Raw genomic sequence first — 17608 nt, 5'->3', positions numbered from 1 at the left:
CGCACGGTTGACTCTTGGATTGCCGGCGTTTACTCGAATTGTGCTGATCGGCAGCACGCGCAGGCCACTCGAGGAGGCCAGGTTGTGGACACCGCACCCACCACCGCCATCACCCGCCGCGAGCTGATCCGGCTCACCGGCATCACGGGACAGTCGGTGAGCAGGCGTGGTGCGCGGTCGATCAACGCGGACGCGGTGGCCGGTCAGACGGATGTGGAGACCGGGTGCACCGCCTTCGTCGTCGCCGACGGAATCGGCGACCACCTGCTGGCGGCGCGGGCCGCGCGCACCGCCGCGGTGACCGCGGCCGCCGAGGCGGCCCGGCGCGGGCCGCAGTCGGGCATCCTGGCGGCCCAGCGGGAACTGCTGCGCGAGTTCCCGGAGCCGAGCGCCGATGCCGTGCTCGTCGTCGCGGTGCTGCCCGACGAGCGCACCGGCGGCAGCTGTGAGATCGCCTGGGTCGGCGACTGCCGCGCCTACCGGTGGAACGGCCGGGTGCTGCACCAGATCACCACCGACCACACCGTCTCCGAATACCTGCGCGCCCGCGGCCTCGACCCGGCCCCCCGCATGAGCCACATGGTGTACACGACCGCGCGCACGGTCCGGGCCGCCGACATCGGCTACGCCGCCACGGGTACCAGCTCCGGCCGCCTCCTGCTGAGCACCGACGGCGTCCACAAGCGCCTCACCATCGCCGAGATCAAGGCCGTCCTGCAGACCCAACCGACCCCGGACCTGGCCGCGGAAGCCTTGGTGGACAACGCCTTACAAACCGGCGGCACCGACAACACCACCGCCCTGGTCGTCGACAGCCGCTGACCTCCGCGACCCCTCCACACCCGCCCGCGCATTTCCGGCACGCTTTTGGCCGAAATCCACCGCGGCGAGTGCGGATCCCGGCCAAAAGCACGCCGGGAATGTGGTGGTGAGCGCACCGGGAATGTGGTGGTAAGCGCGCTGGGAATGTGGTGGTGAGCGCGCTGGGAATGTGGTGGTGAGCGCGCCGGGGATGTGGTGGTGAATCGAGGGTTGGGGCCCGGCTAATTCGGTAGGCCGAGGGTGGCGGTGGTGAGGGTGCGGCGCAGGCGCCAGGGAAGGGCTCGGTACAGGGAACCCATGGCGCCTGCTGTTCCGGGGAGGTCGTCACGGGCGGACAGGTAGGCGCGCTGGTGGGCTGGGGAGAGGGCGAAGAAGGCGTCGAAGAACGGTGGGATGTCGGCCGGGGGGAGTGCGAGCAGGGCGCGCAGGCCCGCGCGGCGCAGGTGGTGGACCGCACGAGCGGAGACCGGCCAGATCGAGGAGCCCGTGGCGAGGGCGTCGGCGGCGGCCAGGGATGCGGCGACGCTGTACCCGGTGGCGGGATGGAGCAGGCCGCCCGCGGCGCCGAAGCGGCGGGCGCCGGGACGCCCGCCCTGCACCGGGAATCGCACGTGCTCGACCGGCTCGTTCCCGTCGAGTTCGATTCCGCGGGAACGCATTCTGGTACGCAGGCGCCCGCGCAGCTGCGCTCCGGTGAGCGCGGGGCGCCCCGCCAGGCAGGTCTCCTCCAGCAGGTATCGGTCGGCGCCGAGGGGAATCGCGTAGAGGAACGAGGGCGGCTCGCCGGGCGCGGCCCCGTTGTCCGCTCGCCAGTCCATGAACAGCGGCCCGTCCCACCGATCTCGGTGTACCACAACGCCGTAGGCGGTCTGCTCGGCCCGACCGGGGGAGCGGGGAGTCCCGCGCGCATCGATCACCCGCCGCGCGCTGAGCACGTCACCGGACGAAAGACGCACCGACTCCGGGCCTGTCGTGCCGGGGCGCGGCGCGACGATCTCCACGGCACGATCCGCGACCAGCCGGGCCCCCGCCAGAGCCAGCGAATCCTGCAGTGCCGCACCATCGAACACCACGTATCGGCGATCCAGCTCGAACCGCTTCGTGCCCCAGCAGACCGGCCGGGGCACCGTCGCGGCCACCGCGGCCGTGGCGATCCAGCCGGGCAGCTCGTCCTCCCAGGCGGCATACGTGGCCGTCCATCGCCGCCCGGGATTCGGATCGACCGCCGTCACCGACAGCCCGTGGCACAGCGCACGATGCGCGAGCGCACGCCCGGCGGGTCCCAGCCCGCAGACGAGAAGGTCGGTGGTCACCGGACGATTGCATCAGACCGGTCGGCAGCCGGTCCGCGCGGGCTGCGCCGGTCACGGACTACAGCCCGCCGGTCGCCAGCAGTCCGCCGTCCACGCGCACGACCTCGCCGGTGATCCACGCCGCCTGATCGGAGACCAGGAACCCGATCAGCGCGGCGACGTCCTCCGGCGTGCCCAGCCGCTTCATCGGATACGGCGCGGCCGCGGCCTGCTCACCGGCCGAATAGAGCGCATCGGCGAACTTGGTCTTCACCACGCCCGGGGCCACGGCATTCACCCGGATACCGGGGCCGAGTTGCCAGGCCAGTTCCTCGGTGAGCCGGATCAGCGCCGCCTTGGAGGCGCCGTAGGCGGCGATCACGCCGGTCGAGCGCAGTCCCGCGACACTGGCGACATTGACGACCGCGCCGCCGTGCTCGCCCATCCACGCCCGATGCGCCTCCTGCACATATCCCAGCGCCGCAACGACATTGACGTCGAAGATCTTGCGCACGGCGTCCAGGTCGGCGTCCATCAGCGACCCGTACACCGGGTTGATGCCGGTGTTGTTGATCAGGATGTCGAGCGCGCCGAACTCGGCGACCGCGGTGGTCACGGCCTGGTTCCGGGCCGCCGGGTCGCCGGAGTTGCCGGGCATCGCCACCACCTTCCCGGGGTGGCCGAGGGTCGCGAGCTCCGCCGCCGCCTCCTCGAGCGGCCCGGCCTTGCGCGCGGTGATCAGCACATTCGCCCCGCGCGCCAGCAGCTCGGCCGCCACCGCCTTCCCGATACCCCGGCTGGCCCCTGTGACCAGGGCACCCTTGCCCTTCAGCTCCTCGCTCATAGCTGGGCACGTTACCGCAGTACCCGATGCCCGGCCGGTATGGCCGAAACCACCCGCCACCGGGTTCCAGGGACTTCCCGGTCAGCGGAAGGCGTCGGCGTGGACTTCGGCCCATTGCCGGAATGTGCGCGGCATCCGGCCGAGGAGCTGTTGCACGGTCGGGCGAACGATGGATTCGTCGATGGCTCCGTCGGCGTAGAAGTCGAAGAAGGCGTCCACGTACTCGACGGGGGTGGTCTCGAGCATCTGGGCGCGCGCTTCAGCGTCGGTGAGACCGACGCAGGTGAGGTCACGTCCCGTGGCCTCGGCCAGGATCGCCACCTGCTCGGCGGGTGTGAGTGGTTGCGGTCCGGTGGGCCAGAGGATCTCGCCGTGATGGGAATTCGCTTGCAATACGGTGGCGGCCACCGTGCCGAGGTCCCGTGGGTCCAGAGCGGCCGTGCGCACCGTCGGGAACGGCGCGCGAATCACATCCCCGCCGCGCAGCTGAGGTAGCCAGCGCAGAGCATTGGATGCGAAGGCGCAGGGCCGCAGAATGGTCCACGCCGCACCGCATTCGGTGGCTTCCTGCTCGGCGGCCATCATGTAGCGGGTGATCGCGTTGGAGGTGTCGCCTGTGGCCGCGGAAACACCGGACAGTTGCACGATGTGTTCGACACCGGCCCGTGCGGCCGCCGTCGCCACACCGGGATAGCCCGGCAGCAGGAACACCGCGCGTACCCCGTCGAAGCTCAGTGTCTCGGGCGAGGTGAGTTCGCCCGCCACGACCTCGATCCCTCGGGGCATGTCGGTTCTCGAGGGATCGCGCACCGGTGCTCGCACGGGTTCCGCGGCGACCGCCAGCGCCTGAACGACTTCGGCGCCGACATTGCCGGTCGCCCCTGTCACGAGAATCATCAGCTCTGTTCCTTATCGCCTTCTGCTGGTGGGTTCACAGTGTTCGCTGGAAGTGGGTGACGACGGCGTCGACAGCAATGGTGACCTGCGGCTCCTGGTCATAGAAGTCGAACTGGGTGCCCTCGGCCCAGATGATGTCGCCGGGTCCGGCCAGTCCGGCGTGGAAACGACGCGCGCCGTCGGGGATCGCGGCGTCCTCGCTGTGCACGAGGATCGTCGGCTGGGCGATATGCGGGGCCGAGGCGATGGAGTCGTAGGTGAGCCAGTCGGCCCAGGACATGACCGCAAAGCGGTTGGGCCAGGCGGGAATTCCGCCGCGCGCAGGGTTGAGGTAGAAGTCGATGTCATAGGGCATGGCGGCACGATCGTCGGTGGCGCTGACCACGGGCACGTAGTCGACCTGACCGGTCTCGTCATAGCGTGAGCGGGCTTCGCGGGCGAGCGCGAGCTTTCCGGCGACCGCCTCGCTGCCGCCGTAGACCTGCTCGCAGACCGTGGCGTCGTGCAGCCACGGCGCGACCAGCGCCAGGGATTTCACCGCGGGGTCGTGGGCGGCGTTGTCGGACATGTACATCGCGGCGGCGCAGATGCCGAGCGCACCGAGCCGGTTCCCGTCCACCGCCGGATGACCGGCCAGGAAGCCGACCGCGTTGCGGATGTCGCGCACCTTCCGTGCCGGGTTCTCGACATCGCGTGGCTCGCCCGCCGATTCACCGAAGCCGGTGAAGTCGAACGACAGCGCCGCGAAACCGCGCTCGGCCAGTCGCTGGGCGTAGCGGTCGGCCATCAACTCCTTGACGCTGGTCCATGTCCCGGCCACCACCACCCCCGGTGCTCTCCCGTCGTGTGGGGGCAGAAAGAGGTTTCCGACGAGTTCCACACCGCCACTGTCGAACCGGACCTTCATCAACGTAACTCCCTTCTCCGAGCAATCGCCGTCGCTCCATCCGGCTTCCGGAGCTCGCGGCCTCATCGAATGACCTCGGCGCGTACTCGCTCGTTCGGGGTGGCGATGTCCCAGAAGCGCACGGTGCCTCGGGCATTGCGGTACTCGCCGGTGCCACCGGTGATGGCCATGTCGAGCGGGCTCGCGCCTCTGGTCCAGGTGGACTGCATGGTCACGGATCCGCGTTCGAGTTCCATGGTGATCGCGCACTGCATCAGGACATGGTCGCCGTCGATGTGCAGGGTTTGGCACGAGCCGCCGCCCTGTCCGACTTTGCGTCCGTCTCGTATCGCGTTGCCGGAGTACACATCCGTGTCACCGAGGCTCAACCCCGCCGGGCCGAGATCGAGGGCCTCGTACTGGGTGTTCTGTACTTGGAGTTCGATGACTTCGACCTGTTCCTTCGCCGGATTCTCCGTATCGTCCGTGCCGCAGCCGCAGGCAACGGCGGCGATGAGCGTCACGGCACCGAGGCGCAGAAGGACTGATGCGGTGGGTTTTTCGTTGAGGTGCATTCGGGCTTCCCGTGATCGAGTGACAAGGTTCTTCATGGCCGCTGCTCGTCGACCCAGCCGCGCTCGACCGCCCAATCGCTCGTTATGTCGGCCGTGACGGGCAGCGTGAGCAGCGAGACGGCGGAAAGAGCGACGAGGAGCCCGATCGAGGCGGCCCATTCGCGAGGGTTGGCTCGCGGTTGATCCGCCGTGGCATGGCCGCGGGCTCGCCGGTCGCCCGGTCGCAACGCCCACGACGCGAGGGCGAACGCCAGGAACATCAGCGGCGGCGCCCACGACACGGGGCCGTCGCCGAGTGCCAGGTACGACACCGCTGCGCCCGACCACATGAAACAGATGCCCGCGTATGCCCACTCCTTGATCAGCCCGAAGCCGGGGACCGCGATCGTGACGGCGGCGGCGACGTGGCATACGCCGAGGATGTAGGCGAAGTAGTCCGGGTATCCGAGATGGGCCAACTGGTCTTCCATCCAGTCGATCGTGAAAAGGTCCCAGGCCGCTCCGGCAAGCAGTTCGGAGAGGATGACGACGGTGGTGACCCAATAGGCGACGAGTCGGATCCGGTTACCGCCGGTCGGTACGACGGCGGCGGGCTTCGCATCGGTCGTGGGTCGGCGTGTGTCGGTCGGAGACATGCCTCCCAAGACACCGCAGACCCGCCCGAACGTGACACCACCCGATGTGATGTGACACACATCGTCGCGAGCCCGGCGATGTGCGCTCATGACGGACGACGGGCGGTGGACGGCGTCTGCTGCCCCGGGGCGCCGAGCGAGAGCAGGAACAGCGTCAGCGAGATCACCACTCCGGCAGCAAGAGCCACGAGCAGCAGATTCGCGTCCGCCGTGGAGGTGTGCGCCGCGAGGTGCGCACGGTAGTGCAGGTGAATCACGAGATGCGCGACCGACCACACCGTGTACGAGGCCAGTCCGCCGCGCACGGCCAGCGGACTCGCGGCGGATGCCGCGAGTGGAATGGCGAGTGCCAGATTCATCGCTCCGTAGTCGAGTAAGAGGTGCGGGTTGTACGGCATGCCGAGATTGACCCAGGAGAGGGAGAAGAACCATTCGGGGAGGGCCAGGATCACGACTCCCAAGACGGCGGAGACGATGGCGAAGAACAGGAGTCCCCCGCGCGCCACCCGGCCCCGCGCGCTCGTCACCGCGACACCCGCTCTCGCAGGAATCCCTCGAATGTGACTGTGCCCCGGGGATTGTCGGGTACGAGATTGCATCCCGTCGCGTAGCCGCGCGCGACGCTGCCCGGCAGACGTGGCGAGAGGATAGGCCGTCGCCGCCGCACGACCGATCGGTGGATCTCCGCCATCTCGCGCATGCTGTGGATCCGGGGTCCGCCGAGATCCGGTGCGCGGCCGACGGGTGGGTGGACGGCCAGCTGCGCCAGGTGGTCGGCGACTGTCCCGATGTCGATGGGCTGGAATCGGAACCCGCCGGGAGCGACGGTGACCGGCAGCCACCGCTGCATATCGAATATGGTGGCGAGCAGATCGTGGAATTGGGTGGCGCGGAGGTTCGTCCACGGCAGCCCGCTACCCGAGATCGTCTGTTCCGCAGCGAGTTTGGCACGGTAGTAGGGCAACGGGATACGGTCCACTCCGACGATCGAGATATTCACCAGATGTGGTGCGCCGCCGACGCGGCCGATCGCATCGACGAGCCGCCGGGCCGCCACCGCGTCACCGCGGCCGTAGGTGGTGGCGCAGTGCACGACCACATCCACTCCCTCGACGGCCTCCTCGAGCCCGGCTCCCGTGCGCAGATCCCCGACCGCACGCCCTGTTCCGGGCCTGCGGCTCAGCACCCGGATCTCGCGTTCCCGGTCCTTCAATCGTTCGACCACGGCCCGCCCCAGTTTCCCGGTGCCACCGGTGACCAGCACTGTGCTCATCCTGACCTCACTTCCTGCGGACGTTATGCGTTCATCGGTTCAGAACCGGGCACAGCGCTGGAATGTGACAGGTGGTTGCGACTGTGACGCACCTCATAGCGCCCCGGGTGTGGCAGGCCGCTTCGAATAATCTCGCAAGCAATGAATTCGCCGGAAACCGCCGACCGCGCGTCGGTCTTCGAAGAGCATCGGCCGCGCCTGTTCGGTCTGGCCTATCGCCTGCTGGGCTCCGCGACCGATGCCCAGGACACCGTGCAGAGCGCCTACCTGAGCTGGCACGACGCCGACTGGGTGGACAGACCCGGCGCGTGGCTGTCCAAGGTGGTCACGAATTTGTGCCTCAACCAGCTCACCTCCGCGCGGGCGCGCCGCGACACCTATCCGGGCCCGTGGCTGCCCGAACCGGTGCTCACCGAGACCGGTGTGCTCGGTCCGCTGGAGACGGTGGTGCAGCGCGAGTCCGTGTCGATGGCGTTCCTGCTGTTGCTGGAGCGGCTCACCCCGACCGAACGTGCCGTTTTCGTCCTGCGTGAGGCATTCGGCCACTCGCATACCGAGATAGCCGACATTCTCGATATCGACGCCGCGCATTCACGCCAGCTGTATCACCGCGCCCGCGCCCATCTGGCGGGGCGGCGAAAGCGTTTCGCCACCGACGAGTCCCGGCATCGCCGGATGGTCACCGCATTCCTGGGCGCCGCCACCTCGGGCGATGCGGCGGGATTGCACCGCCTACTGGCCGACGATGTGGTGGCCTGGACCGACGGTGGCGGCGCGACCGCGGCCCGCCGGCCGATCGTGGGCCGTGAGCGCGTCCTGCGCTATCTACTCGGTGTGGGCCGCCGCCCGGAGTCCTCGCGTATCACCCTCGACACCGCAATGGTCAACGGCGAGCCCTCCGTGCTCGCCTTCGACGGCGACCGTCTCGCCGCCGTCGTCACCGTCGAGCTCACGGACACCCGAATCGTGGCCGTACGCATGATCGTGGCCGAGGCGAAGCTGGCCTTCGCCGCTGCCACGGTAGCGGGAGTGCCGCCTCCGCCTGCGCCCGGTGCTCGCAGGTACGGTCGGTGACGTTCCCGCTTCCTGGGTCTGCTCGAACGGCATGCTCGCTGCGGCGCACCGGGTCCTACTCGAGAGGGATGGGGGAGACCACTCTTGGGCGGGATGTGCTCGGTATCCGGTGTTTCTAGCGTTGGCAGGGTGATCGAAGCACAGGGATTGTCCAAGGTCTACGGCCGTACGGTGGCGGTGGATGAGGTGTCGTTCCGCGCGAAACCCGGTGTGGTGACCGGCTTTCTGGGGCCGAACGGGGCGGGGAAGTCGACCACGCTGCGCATGATCCTGGGCCTGGACCGTCCGACCGGCGGGCGGGCGCTGATCGACGGGAAGCCGTATCGGGAGCTGGTGCGGCCGCTGAACACCGTGGGTGCGCTGCTGGATGCACGTCAGGTGCACGGCGGCCGCAGTGCACGGGAGCATCTGGCGATGCTCGCGGCGACACATCGGATTGCGCGGCGGCGAGTCACCGAGGTCCTCGACACGGCCGGGCTGGCCGCGGCGGCGGATCGGCGCGTGCGGAGCTTTTCGCTGGGAATGCGGCAGCGGCTCGGTCTCGCGGCGGCACTGCTCGGGGACCCACGGGTGCTGATCCTCGACGAGCCGATGAACGGACTGGACACGGAGGGGATTCGCTCACTGCGGACGCTGTTGCGGTCGATGGCGCAGGAGGGACGGACCGTGTTGTTGTCGAGTCACCTGATGAGCGAGATGGAATTGGTGGCCGATCATCTGCTGGTGATCAACGCGGGCCGGTTGATCGCCGACGAGTCGACCGTGGAATTCGTTGCCCGGCACAGCGATCCGATAGTGCGGGTGCGCAGCGCCGACATCGCCGCGTTGGCGGCCGTACTGGGAGCGGCGATGCGGGTGCGTGGCGACACGGGCACGGTGCGGGGCGTGGCGTCGCGGGAGATCGGGCGACTGGCTGTGGCGCACGGCATCGTGCTGGACGAGCTGACCCCGGAGCAGGCATCGGTAGAGGATGTGTTCACCCGCTTGGTCGGCGAACATCGACTGTCGCACACCAGGGTTCGGGAGCACGCATGACCACCAGGACGCAACCGAACACCGTGCTGCCCGGGCTGGCGGATCAGATGCGGTCCGAATTGATCAAGGTCCGGTCGGTGCGATCGTTGCGGCTGTTGCCGCTGCTGGCGGTTCTCCTTGCCCCGATCGTTGCGCTGGTGGTCGGCTCGACCGGCAGCCTCGAGCCCGACGACACGGTCATGGGCGGCGCGCTGACGGGCGTGTCGGTGACGCTGGTGGTGGTCGCCGCGTGGGGTGCGCTCCTCGTCACCACGGAGTTCGGCAGCGGCACGATCGGTCCGGTGCTGGCCGCGACACCTCGGCGTGGGACCGTTCTCGCAGCAAAGGCTACGGTGGCCGCCGGTGTGTCTACGCTGATCGGTGCGGCTTCTCCGCCGCTGGCCTACCTCGTCGGTATCCTCAGCATCGATACGACGAAACACGCTCCCGGGCAACTGTTTCCGGGATTGCTGGGAATCGGGTTGTGCTTTCCGGCCGTTGCGGTGCTGGGGTTGGCAGTCGGCGTGGTGGTGCGGAACTCGGCCGGGGCGATCGCCCTCGTCGGCGCCCATCTGGTGCTGCCGCAGATGACAGCCGCGCAGGCCGTCGGCGATCTGCACAGATGGGTGACGATCGTGGCGCCGTCCGCGGTGGTCGGGAAACTGTCGCAGAGTTCGGACGCCGCGCCGGAGATCATGGGCTCGCTGGGCGGCTGGCCACGCCTGGGACTGGTGCTCGCCGGGGTTGCCGGTGCGCTCGTCGCGGCCCGGCGGATCTGGCACCGGGCCGACGTGTGAACAGCGAAAAGGTCGTGTCGTGGTCGATAGTGGGTGGATGACCGCCTGGACCGCTAGCCGCGACCGGCTCCGGTCGTGGCCGGTTCTCGTCGCCACGGTGGTGTTCGCGGCCGTGATGTTCGCGATCGTGCTGCATACACTCATGTCCGATACCGGCGTGTCGGACCGGCAGGCGATCGGGCTGGCGCTGGTGCAGGCGCTCGCGCTGGTGCTGGCGCCGTGGACACCGCCGGTGGCGTGGGCCTGCTCGATCACCGCGGTGGTGGTGGCGTCGGTGTGGGTCGATACCGGGCTGTGGGTCGACGCGATGGCCAACAGCTACCTGATCGTGCTCGGCATGATCGCGGTCTCCATCCCGGCCCGCCACGCACCCGCCTATTGGGGCGGAACCCTCGCAGCCGGGGCGCTGCTGGTGCTCGTGTTGCGGCCCGCGGCCTGGGTGTCGAATCTGCTCGAGGAGGTGGTACTCGCCGCGCTCGTCCTGGTGGCCGGGGCGGCATTGCGCGGGCTGGCCATCGCACGCGGCCGGTTGCGAGACGAGCAGCAGGCGGCGCGGCGGCAACGCGAACGCACGGCCCTGCTCGAGGAGCGGACGCAGATCGCCCGTGAACTGCACGATGTTGTGGCACACCACATGTCGGTGATCGCGATCCAGGCCGAGGCTGCGCAGTACCGCGAACCCGGCACCGCGCCGGAGACATTCGAGTCGATCCGCGGCAGCGCGGTGACCGCGCTGGGCGAGATGCGGCGCATCCTCGGCGTGCTGCGTGCCGAGGACACCGGCTCGGCACCGCAGCCCACACTGAACGATATCGATCGGCTCGTCGACTCGGTGCAGGGCACGGGAACTCGCGTCGACCTGACCACGATCGGCGATCTCGCGGTCGTCCCGGCCGGAGTTGCGTTGTCGGCGTATCGGATTGTGCAGGAGTCGCTCAGCAATGCTGTCCGGCATGCCCCGGGGTCACCGGTGCGGGTGCGAGTTGCACTGGAGGAGAACATGATCCGCCTCGAAGTCGGCAACCCGTTATCGTCGGGTGCGGGTGCGGGTGCGGGTGCGGGTGCGGGCGGAGGACACGGGCTGATCGGTATGCGAGAACGGGCGCGGGCGCTCGGCGGCGACCTCACCGCCGGTCCTACCGGTGACGGGCGCTTCCGGGTGGCCGCCACGCTGCCGTTCGGGGGCGCATGATGCCGATCCGAGTGCTCATCGCCGATGACCAGCAACTCGTGCGAGAAGGACTGTCGGTGATGCTGACCGCCCAGCCGGGCATCGAGGTCGTCGGCGACGCCGCCGACGGCGCAGAGGCGGTGTCCGCGGTCGACCGGCTGCGACCCGACATCGTGCTGATGGATATCCGTATGCCCGTCGTCGACGGTATCGAGGCAACCCGCCGGATCACCGCCGGAACTCACCTCACGCGCATCGTCGTGCTGACCACGTTCGACCTCGACGAGTACGTCTACGCCGCGCTACACGCGGGCGCCAGCGGCTTCCTGCTCAAAGACGCCTCCGCCCACGCCCTCGGCGACGCCGTCCGCGCCGTCGCCCGCGGTGACGCCATGCTCGCCCCCACGGTCACCCGCCGACTGCTCGAACACTTCACCCGGCACGAAACACCGGCTGTCACCCCGCGGAAGCCGGACGCGCTCACCGCCCGCGAGACCGACGTGCTGATCTGTATCGCGCGCGGCCTGTCCAACGCTGAGATCGCCTCGGAGCTGGTCATCTCCGAGCAGACCGTCAAGACCCACGTCGGCCGCATCCTGGACAAGCTCCACCTGCGTGACCGGACCCAGGCCGCCATCTACGCCTACGAGACTCGCTTGATCAACCCCGGCGCGTGATCCAGCACAGCTCGGGCGGAATCAGGCTGAGAATCAGGGAGTTCCCCGATGGTCGGCGTGCCCCGCACGACCCGATACTCAGTTAGTCGATATCGACTATTTGAGTATGGAGGCCCGTATGGCACCGCGGACCACGCCCGCCACGCGCCTTGGTGCGCAGCAGGTTCGACCTGCTGCCGTACCGCGGGCGGTGCGAATCCAGCTGTCCTGCTTCGTGATTGTGGCGATCGCCGCTGCCCTGCTGCCCCCGGTGTTCCCGGCGACCGTGGCCGCGGCGCGCCTTCCGATGTGGTGGTTGCTTGCGGCGGTGGCGGCCGGTCTCGCGCTGCTGGTGACCGTTCGTCCGGCCACGCCGCGTCCGGTGGTGCTGGGTGTCGGCTGGTTGCTGGTCGTGGCGACTGTGTCGCAGGCGTTTGTCGTGGGCGATCTGGTCGCGATGTTCGCCACTTGGCTGGTGGTTCCGGTGCTCGCACTGCTGGCGGGGCGGCTGGCACCGCGGCCGCGCAAGGCCCTGGTCGCCGCGCATGTCGTGGCGGCGTCCTGCTGGGTCGGCACCGCGTTGGTGGTCACCGCGATGGCGGTGGTCGCGATGACCACCGCCGATATCGAGACCAGCCGCGTGACCTACGAGCTGATGGCCGTCTTCGACATCACCCTGCTGCCGTGGACGAACTTCGCGACCATCCTCACCGGCCTCGCCCTCGGTATCACCACGAGTTGGGGGTTGATCCGCTACTACTGGGTGGCGATCAAACTGGCGATCGCGGTCGGAATTCTGTTCGTAGCGTTCGGATTTCTGCACGATGCTCTCGAACGCGCCGCGGAACAGGCCGCGCACCTGGCCGAAACCGGCGGAACCCCCGGTGAACTCACGGCGGCCGCCGACGTGGCGCTGTGGGGCTTCGGTGGGGCGCTGCTCAGTTTGGTGGCGGCGCTGCTGTTGTCGCTGTACAAGCCGGGCGGTAAGACTCCGCGCGGCAGGCGGCTGCTGCCGTCGAGGCGAACCCGGCAGGAGATCCGGGCGACCGTCGCCGAAACCCGCATCATCGCCGAGGACACCGTGGTCCTGGACCTGCGAGCCGATGACGGAGCCGCGTTGCCTGCGTGGGCGCCCGGCGCGCACATCGACCTGGTGCTGCCGTCGGGGCTGGTGCGCCAGTACTCGCTGTGCGGCGATCCGGCCGAGGCCGGGACCTACCGGATCGCCGTGCTGAAGGAACCCCGCGGCCGTGGCGGATCGATCGAGGCGCACGACCTGCGACCCGGGGCCGCTGTCGGAATTCGCGGCCCGCGCAACAACTTTCCACTCGTCGACGCACCCGCCTACCTGTTCGTCGCGGGCGGGATCGGTATCACCCCGTTCCTCCCCATGATCGATCGAATTCATCGTTCGGGTGCGGAATGGCGACTGGTCTATCGCGGAAGGTCCCTGTCCCGCATGACATTCGGTCCCGAACTGCTCGAGCGCCACCCGGATCGAGTAACACTGCTGCCCGCCGACGCCCGGCCTCGGCCGGATCTCGAGGCGCTACTGCGGGCGGCTCCCGACGACGTGGCCGCATACTGCTGTGGCCCCGAGGAATTGCTGTCGGCGATGGAGACGGCCTCGGCGCGAATCCCGGGCGCAAGTTTGCACATCGAGCGGTTCGCCGCGAGCCGCCGCGCCACCGACACCGAGAACGCCCCGTTCGATGCCGAACTGCGCCGATCCGGCGTCGTCGTGCACATACCCGCCGACCGGACACTGCTGTCGGCCATCCAGGACGTCGATCCGGCCGTCGACCTGTCGTGCGAGGACGGCGTCTGCGGCAGCTGCGCCACCCGCGTGCTCGCCGGGATCCCCGATCACCGCGACGACGTGCTGCAACCGGGCGAACGCGACCGCACCGATATCATCTACCCCTGCGTATCGCGTGCCCGCGGCCAACGCATCGTGCTCGACGTCTGACCGAATCCGGAGGAGGGTTCCGTGGCAGCTCGGCGGGACCCGCTGCACAACTCGCTCGCCCTCGCCGTGCTGGCCTATCTCGTCGAGCGGCCCATGCACCCGTACGAACTCGGCAAGCTGCTCCAGGAACGCAACGCGGGCCGCAGCATCGACTACAAGCATTCCTCGCTGTACATGGTCGTCGACCAGCTGCTGCGAGCCGGATACATCGAAGCCCTCGCCTCCGAACGCGCCGGGCAACGTCCGGAACGCACGGTCTACCGGAACACCGACTCCGGCGCCGAGCGGCTCCGCGCGCGAATGCGTGAGCTGGTGTCGGTGCCCGCCAAGGAATACCGCCAGTTCGAGGCGGCGCTGTCGCTGATCGTGACGCTGCCGCCCGCCGACGTCGCGGACCTGCTCGACCAGCGCCACCGTGCCCTCGCGGAGCAAGCCGAACAGCAGCGCGCGGTCGTCCGGGCCGCCGCCGATGTCGACGCGGTGTTCCTGATCGAATACCACTACCGCCTCGAACTCCTCGAGGCCGAGCAACGATTCGTCGACCGCTTCCGCACCCTCATCCGAGACGACCCCGAGGCCCTCGGCCGCTTCTGGGAGCAACTACACGCTCGTGGAACCTCGGGGTAAAACCAGGGCAGATCCCGGATGTGGGCAGCACCCCTCCCGGCATAGCTTGCACCCATGCACTATTCGGGAAGCTTGCGTCGGCTCGGTGTCGCGATCACGGTCGCCGCGTGCGTCATCGCCGCCGTGGCCTGCGGCTCACCGGTCCGTCCCGGCGGTGAGCCCGGGAGCGCGGGCGTGCGCGTCGACGGCGAGCATCGCATCGACGACCGGGTCGTCGATCTGGTGCTGCGCTCACCCAGCCTGGGTGCGGACGCGGCCGTTCGTCTGATCACGCCACGGGGATGGAAAGACCGTGCACCCGACCGGAAATGGCCGGTGCTGTACCTGCTGCCCGGTGGCGACGGCGACCACACCGGCTGGACCGCCGACACCGATGTCGTGAATCTTCCACAGCTGCGCGACGTTCTCGTCGTCGTGCCGGGGATGCCGATGTTCGGGTTCTACACCGACTGGCACGACGGCACACCCGCCGTCGAGTCGTTCCACCTCGACGAAATGCTGCCGCTACTCGAACGCGACTACGGCGCGGGCGATCGCCGCGTCATCGCGGGTGTCTCCCAGGGCGGCTACGGCGCCCTGGCCTACACGGCGCGCAGACCCGGCCTGTTCCGGGCCGCCGCCAGCTACAGCGGCTGGCTGCACCCACTGCGGCGCGCCGATATCGTTCTCGGCGCCGCCGGGCTCGTCGGTGTCGACGACGGCACCCGAATCTGGGGAGATCCGATCCGCGACCGCACCACGTGGGAGGCCCACGATCCGTACTATCTCGCCGAAAAGCTCACCGGTGTACCGATTTTCCTGTCCAGTGGTGACGGCACGCCCGGAGAGCTCGATCCGCCCGGCCTGCGGCGCGAATCGCTGTTCGATGAAATCGACCGGCGCGCACCGGAATTCCCCGGCGCGGTCGATCTCACCGAGGCCGTGATGCACGAAAGCACCCGCGCGGTCGCCGACCGCCTCCAACGGCTCGGCGCACAACCGGTCACACATCTGACCAGCGGAACCCACAGCCCGCCCTACTGGCAACGCGAACTCCACCGCTCCCTGCCCCTGCTGCTCGACGCCTTGTGATCTGCGCGCTGGCCAGGTGGAAGCGCTCAGGAGCAGGGGTCTGCGGCGTGCTCGGTTCAGAGAACCGTCGGTCGGTCGGTCGGGGAAGGGATGTGGTTGCAGCAGTTCAGGGCGGCGGAGTTGTCGGCTGCGAGCGATCGTGCCAGCCGCACCAGGTCGATCACCCGCGGGTCACCGACGGAGTAGCGCAGTTTCTTGCCGTCGCGGCGCGCGACCACGTACCCGCAGTCGGTGAGGCAGGACAGGTGCACCGACACCCGAGGCTGCGAGATCCCCGCATGCGCGACGCAGTCCGCGGAGGTGCGCTCCCCATCGAGGATGAATTCCAGGAGCCCGAGCCGGGTCGAATCCGACAGGGCGCGAAAGAATTTCGCCGTTGTGTCCGGATGCGTGCACGCGGTTTCCGCATCGGACACGGTGGCAGTGGTGGGCCGGGCCATCGGATCGCCTCCGCGAACAGGGATTGAACTATTCGGATAAGCGAATAGTATGAGGCGAGTAGCTATTCGTCAATGCGTATAGCAATCGTGGTTCCCGGTTGCCGGAGGTCAGGAGGCCCGCGTGACCCCGACAGGTTCCCGTGCCGATTTGGCGATCGTCGGCTCCGGTTCGGCGGCGTTCGCCGCCGCCATCGCGGCGTCCAGGCTCGGCATGCGGGTGGTGATGGTCGAGCGCGGCACCGTCGGTGGCACGTGCGTGAACGTCGGCTGTGTGCCGTCGAAGGCGTTGCTGGCCGCCGCCGAGGCCCGGCACACCGCGGCGGTGTCCGATCGGTTCCCCGGGCTGGCGACCGCCACTGTTGCGGTGGATTTCGCCGGTCTGATCGCGGGCAAGGGTTCCCTTGTTGCCCGGTCGCGCGCCGAGAAGTACGTCGACCTCGCCGCGGGCTATGGGTGGGAGATCGTTTCCGGCGCAGCCGTTTTCGACGGCTCGGCCCAGGCGCCCACGCTGCGGGTCGCGCTGCGCGACGGCGGCTCGCGGGTGATCGACGCCGATCAGTACCTGATCGCGACCGGCGCCGTGCCGTGGATCCCGCCGGTGGACGGGCTGGCCGAGGCCGGGTATCTGACCTCGACCACGGCCATGGATCTGCAGTCGCTGCCGGAATCGCTGATCGTGGTGGGCGGCAACGTGGTCGGACTCGAGCAGGCTCAGCTGTTCGCCCGGCTCGGTACCACCGTGACGGTGGTCGAGGCCCTGGATCGGCTGGCGCCGTTCGAGGAACCCGAACTCTCCGCGGCGATCGAGGGCGTGTTCGCCGACGAGGCGATCACCGCGGTGACCGGCGCCACGCTCGACAAGGTCCGCGCTGTCGACGGCGAGAAGGTAGCTACCGTCCGCACCCGCGACGGTTCCACCGCCGAGCTGCGCGCCGAGCAGCTGCTGATCGCCACCGGGCGCCGCCCGAATACCGCCGCGCTGGGCCTGGATTCGGTCGGAGTGGCCACCGATGGACGCGGCGCGGTGGTCACCGACGACCATCAGCGCACCAGCAATACGAGGATCTGGGCGGCCGGGGATGTGGCCGGTGGCCCGCAGTTCGTGTACGTGGCGGCCGCGCAGGGCACGCTGGTCGCCGACAACGCCTTCGGACGTCGAGCCCGGGTGCTGGACTACACGGCAGTGCCGCGGGTGATGTTCACCAGCCCGGCACTCGCCGCCGTCGGGTCGACCGTCGCCGAGGCAGTCGAGGCCGGGCTGCGGACCGAGTTCCGCGTGCTCGGCGGCGAGAGCGTGCCCCGCGCGCTGGTCGACCGCGACACCCGTGGCGTGGTGAAGCTGGTCGCCGACGCCGACACGGGGCGGGTGCTGGGTGTGCACGCGGTCGCCGAGGGCGCCGGGGATCTGATCGCCGCCGCCGGATACGCGATCACCGCGGGCATGACCGTCGAGCAGCTCGCCCGCGCCTGGGCGCCGTACCTGACCATGGCCGAGGCGCTGAAGCTCACCGCCCAGACCTTCACCACCGACGTCACCGAATTGTCCTGCTGCGCGAGCTGAGACG

The 17608-nt window shown here is 69.2% G+C and carries 19 protein-coding genes; 10 read left to right on the top strand and 9 right to left on the bottom strand.

The features are described from left to right. The first annotated feature begins 84 nt into the window (after positions 1-84). Positions 85-822, top strand: a complete 738-nt coding sequence (locus QH290_RS09805) for a PP2C family protein-serine/threonine phosphatase (protein ID WP_280267202.1) — start codon at positions 85-87, stop codon at positions 820-822. Between the two features lie 221 nt (positions 823-1043). Here the strand turns inward: QH290_RS09805 and QH290_RS09800 are convergent, their stop codons facing one another. The 8 genes from QH290_RS09800 to QH290_RS09765 all read right to left on the bottom strand — a co-directional run bounded on the left by QH290_RS09800 (position 1044) and on the right by QH290_RS09765 (position 7224). Beyond that, positions 1044-2135, bottom strand: a complete 1092-nt coding sequence (locus QH290_RS09800; RefSeq protein WP_280382616.1) for a lycopene cyclase family protein — start codon at positions 2133-2135, stop codon at positions 1044-1046. Between the two features lie 58 nt (positions 2136-2193). Continuing rightward, the gene (locus QH290_RS09795) at positions 2194-2958 is read right to left on the bottom strand and encodes an SDR family oxidoreductase (RefSeq protein WP_280382615.1); all 765 of its coding nucleotides are present in this window, start codon (positions 2956-2958) and stop codon (positions 2194-2196) included. An 81-nt stretch (positions 2959-3039) separates the two neighbouring features. Beyond that, positions 3040-3855 (bottom strand): NAD(P)H-binding protein, encoded by an 816-nt coding sequence (locus QH290_RS09790; protein ID WP_280382614.1) that lies wholly within the window; start codon positions 3853-3855, stop codon positions 3040-3042. 34 nt (positions 3856-3889) lie between these two features. Beyond that, on the bottom strand, positions 3890-4762 hold the full coding sequence (locus QH290_RS09785) for an alpha/beta hydrolase (protein WP_280267197.1): 873 nt from the start codon (positions 4760-4762) through the stop codon (positions 3890-3892). Positions 4763-4824: 62 nt separating this feature from the next. Beyond that, positions 4825-5316, bottom strand: a complete 492-nt coding sequence (locus tag QH290_RS09780) for an allene oxide cyclase barrel-like domain-containing protein (protein ID WP_280382613.1) — start codon at positions 5314-5316, stop codon at positions 4825-4827. A 32-nt stretch (positions 5317-5348) separates the two neighbouring features. Continuing rightward, positions 5349-5951: a DoxX family protein gene (locus QH290_RS09775; protein WP_280382612.1), complete on the bottom strand. Its 603-nt coding sequence runs from the start codon at positions 5949-5951 to the stop codon at positions 5349-5351. 86 nt (positions 5952-6037) lie between these two features. Next, a complete protein-coding gene (locus QH290_RS09770; RefSeq protein ID WP_280382611.1) occupies positions 6038-6478 on the bottom strand; it encodes a hypothetical protein in 441 nt (146 codons plus the stop codon). Further along, entirely contained in the window at positions 6475-7224 is a 750-nt protein-coding gene (locus QH290_RS09765; RefSeq protein ID WP_280382610.1) for an SDR family oxidoreductase, read from the bottom strand. The genes QH290_RS09770 and QH290_RS09765 overlap by 4 nt, the downstream gene beginning before the upstream one ends. 141 nt (positions 7225-7365) lie before the next feature. On the opposite strand from QH290_RS09765, the gene sigJ reads away from it, so the two are divergent. From sigJ to QH290_RS09725, 8 genes are all read left to right on the top strand, one after another. Beyond that, positions 7366-8298 carry an RNA polymerase sigma factor SigJ gene (sigJ, locus tag QH290_RS09760; RefSeq protein ID WP_280382609.1) on the top strand — a complete coding sequence of 311 codons (933 nt, stop codon included), beginning with the start codon at positions 7366-7368 and terminating at the stop codon, positions 8296-8298. 129 nt (positions 8299-8427) lie between these two features. After that, the gene (locus QH290_RS09755; protein ID WP_280382608.1) at positions 8428-9333 is read left to right on the top strand and encodes an ABC transporter ATP-binding protein; all 906 of its coding nucleotides are present in this window, start codon (positions 8428-8430) and stop codon (positions 9331-9333) included. Continuing rightward, complete coding sequence (locus tag QH290_RS09750; RefSeq protein ID WP_280267190.1) at positions 9330-10109, top strand: hypothetical protein; 780 nt, start codon at positions 9330-9332, stop codon at positions 10107-10109. Before QH290_RS09755 ends, QH290_RS09750 begins: the two co-directional genes overlap by 4 nt. Positions 10110-10146: 37 nt before the next feature. Further along, positions 10147-11301, top strand: a complete 1155-nt coding sequence (locus QH290_RS09745; protein WP_280267189.1) for a sensor histidine kinase — start codon at positions 10147-10149, stop codon at positions 11299-11301. Continuing rightward, positions 11301-11957 (top strand): response regulator, encoded by a 657-nt coding sequence (locus QH290_RS09740; RefSeq protein WP_280267205.1) that lies wholly within the window; start codon positions 11301-11303, stop codon positions 11955-11957. The genes QH290_RS09745 and QH290_RS09740 overlap by 1 nt, the downstream gene beginning before the upstream one ends. Before the next feature lie 118 nt (positions 11958-12075). Next, positions 12076-13905, top strand: a complete 1830-nt coding sequence (locus QH290_RS09735) for a PDR/VanB family oxidoreductase (protein WP_280382607.1) — start codon at positions 12076-12078, stop codon at positions 13903-13905. Between the two features lie 21 nt (positions 13906-13926). Continuing rightward, on the top strand, positions 13927-14532 hold the full coding sequence (locus QH290_RS09730) for a PadR family transcriptional regulator (protein WP_280382606.1): 606 nt from the start codon (positions 13927-13929) through the stop codon (positions 14530-14532). Positions 14533-14586: 54 nt separating this feature from the next. Then, positions 14587-15603 (top strand): alpha/beta hydrolase, encoded by a 1017-nt coding sequence (locus QH290_RS09725; RefSeq protein ID WP_280382605.1) that lies wholly within the window; start codon positions 14587-14589, stop codon positions 15601-15603. A gap of 56 nt (positions 15604-15659) precedes the next feature. Here QH290_RS09725 and QH290_RS09720 read toward each other — a convergent pair whose 3' ends face one another. Continuing rightward, a complete protein-coding gene (locus QH290_RS09720) occupies positions 15660-16043 on the bottom strand; it encodes an ArsR/SmtB family transcription factor (protein ID WP_280382604.1) in 384 nt (127 codons plus the stop codon). Positions 16044-16164: 121 nt separating this feature from the next. Here QH290_RS09720 and merA point away from each other — a divergent pair, with 121 nt between their 5' ends. Next, positions 16165-17604, top strand: a complete 1440-nt coding sequence (gene merA / locus QH290_RS09715) for a mercury(II) reductase (protein ID WP_280382603.1) — start codon at positions 16165-16167, stop codon at positions 17602-17604. Positions 17605-17608 lie beyond the last annotated feature (4 nt).

This window comes from Nocardia wallacei (assembly GCF_029869545.1).
GTDB lineage: Bacteria > Actinomycetota > Actinomycetes > Mycobacteriales > Mycobacteriaceae > Nocardia > Nocardia wallacei_A.
Note: the sequence above shows the minus strand (reverse complement) of the source record. Positions and strands in the feature narration are given on the sequence as shown.

What these genes read in the sequence shown, in the direction of transcription:
- QH290_RS09795 (WP_280382615.1), bottom strand. Translation starts at nt 2,958, where the DNA reads ATGAGCGAGGAGCTGAAGGGCAAGGGTGCCCTGGTCACAGGGGCCAGC.
- QH290_RS09790 (WP_280382614.1), bottom strand. Translation starts at nt 3,855, where the DNA reads ATGATTCTCGTGACAGGGGCGACCGGCAATGTCGGCGCCGAAGTCGTT.
- QH290_RS09785 (WP_280267197.1), bottom strand. Translation starts at nt 4,762, where the DNA reads ATGAAGGTCCGGTTCGACAGTGGCGGTGTGGAACTCGTCGGAAACCTC.
- QH290_RS09780 (WP_280382613.1), bottom strand. Translation starts at nt 5,316, where the DNA reads ATGCACCTCAACGAAAAACCCACCGCATCAGTCCTTCTGCGCCTCGGT.
- QH290_RS09775 (WP_280382612.1), bottom strand. Translation starts at nt 5,951, where the DNA reads ATGTCTCCGACCGACACACGCCGACCCACGACCGATGCGAAGCCCGCC.
- QH290_RS09765 (WP_280382610.1), bottom strand. Translation starts at nt 7,224, where the DNA reads ATGAGCACAGTGCTGGTCACCGGTGGCACCGGGAAACTGGGGCGGGCC.
- sigJ (WP_280382609.1), top strand. Translation starts at nt 7,366, where the DNA reads ATGAATTCGCCGGAAACCGCCGACCGCGCGTCGGTCTTCGAAGAGCAT.
- QH290_RS09750 (WP_280267190.1), top strand. Translation starts at nt 9,330, where the DNA reads ATGACCACCAGGACGCAACCGAACACCGTGCTGCCCGGGCTGGCGGAT.
- QH290_RS09745 (WP_280267189.1), top strand. Translation starts at nt 10,147, where the DNA reads ATGACCGCCTGGACCGCTAGCCGCGACCGGCTCCGGTCGTGGCCGGTT.
- QH290_RS09740 (WP_280267205.1), top strand. Translation starts at nt 11,301, where the DNA reads ATGCCGATCCGAGTGCTCATCGCCGATGACCAGCAACTCGTGCGAGAA.
- QH290_RS09735 (WP_280382607.1), top strand. Translation starts at nt 12,076, where the DNA reads ATGGCACCGCGGACCACGCCCGCCACGCGCCTTGGTGCGCAGCAGGTT.
- QH290_RS09725 (WP_280382605.1), top strand. Translation starts at nt 14,587, where the DNA reads ATGCACTATTCGGGAAGCTTGCGTCGGCTCGGTGTCGCGATCACGGTC.
- QH290_RS09720 (WP_280382604.1), bottom strand. Translation starts at nt 16,043, where the DNA reads ATGGCCCGGCCCACCACTGCCACCGTGTCCGATGCGGAAACCGCGTGC.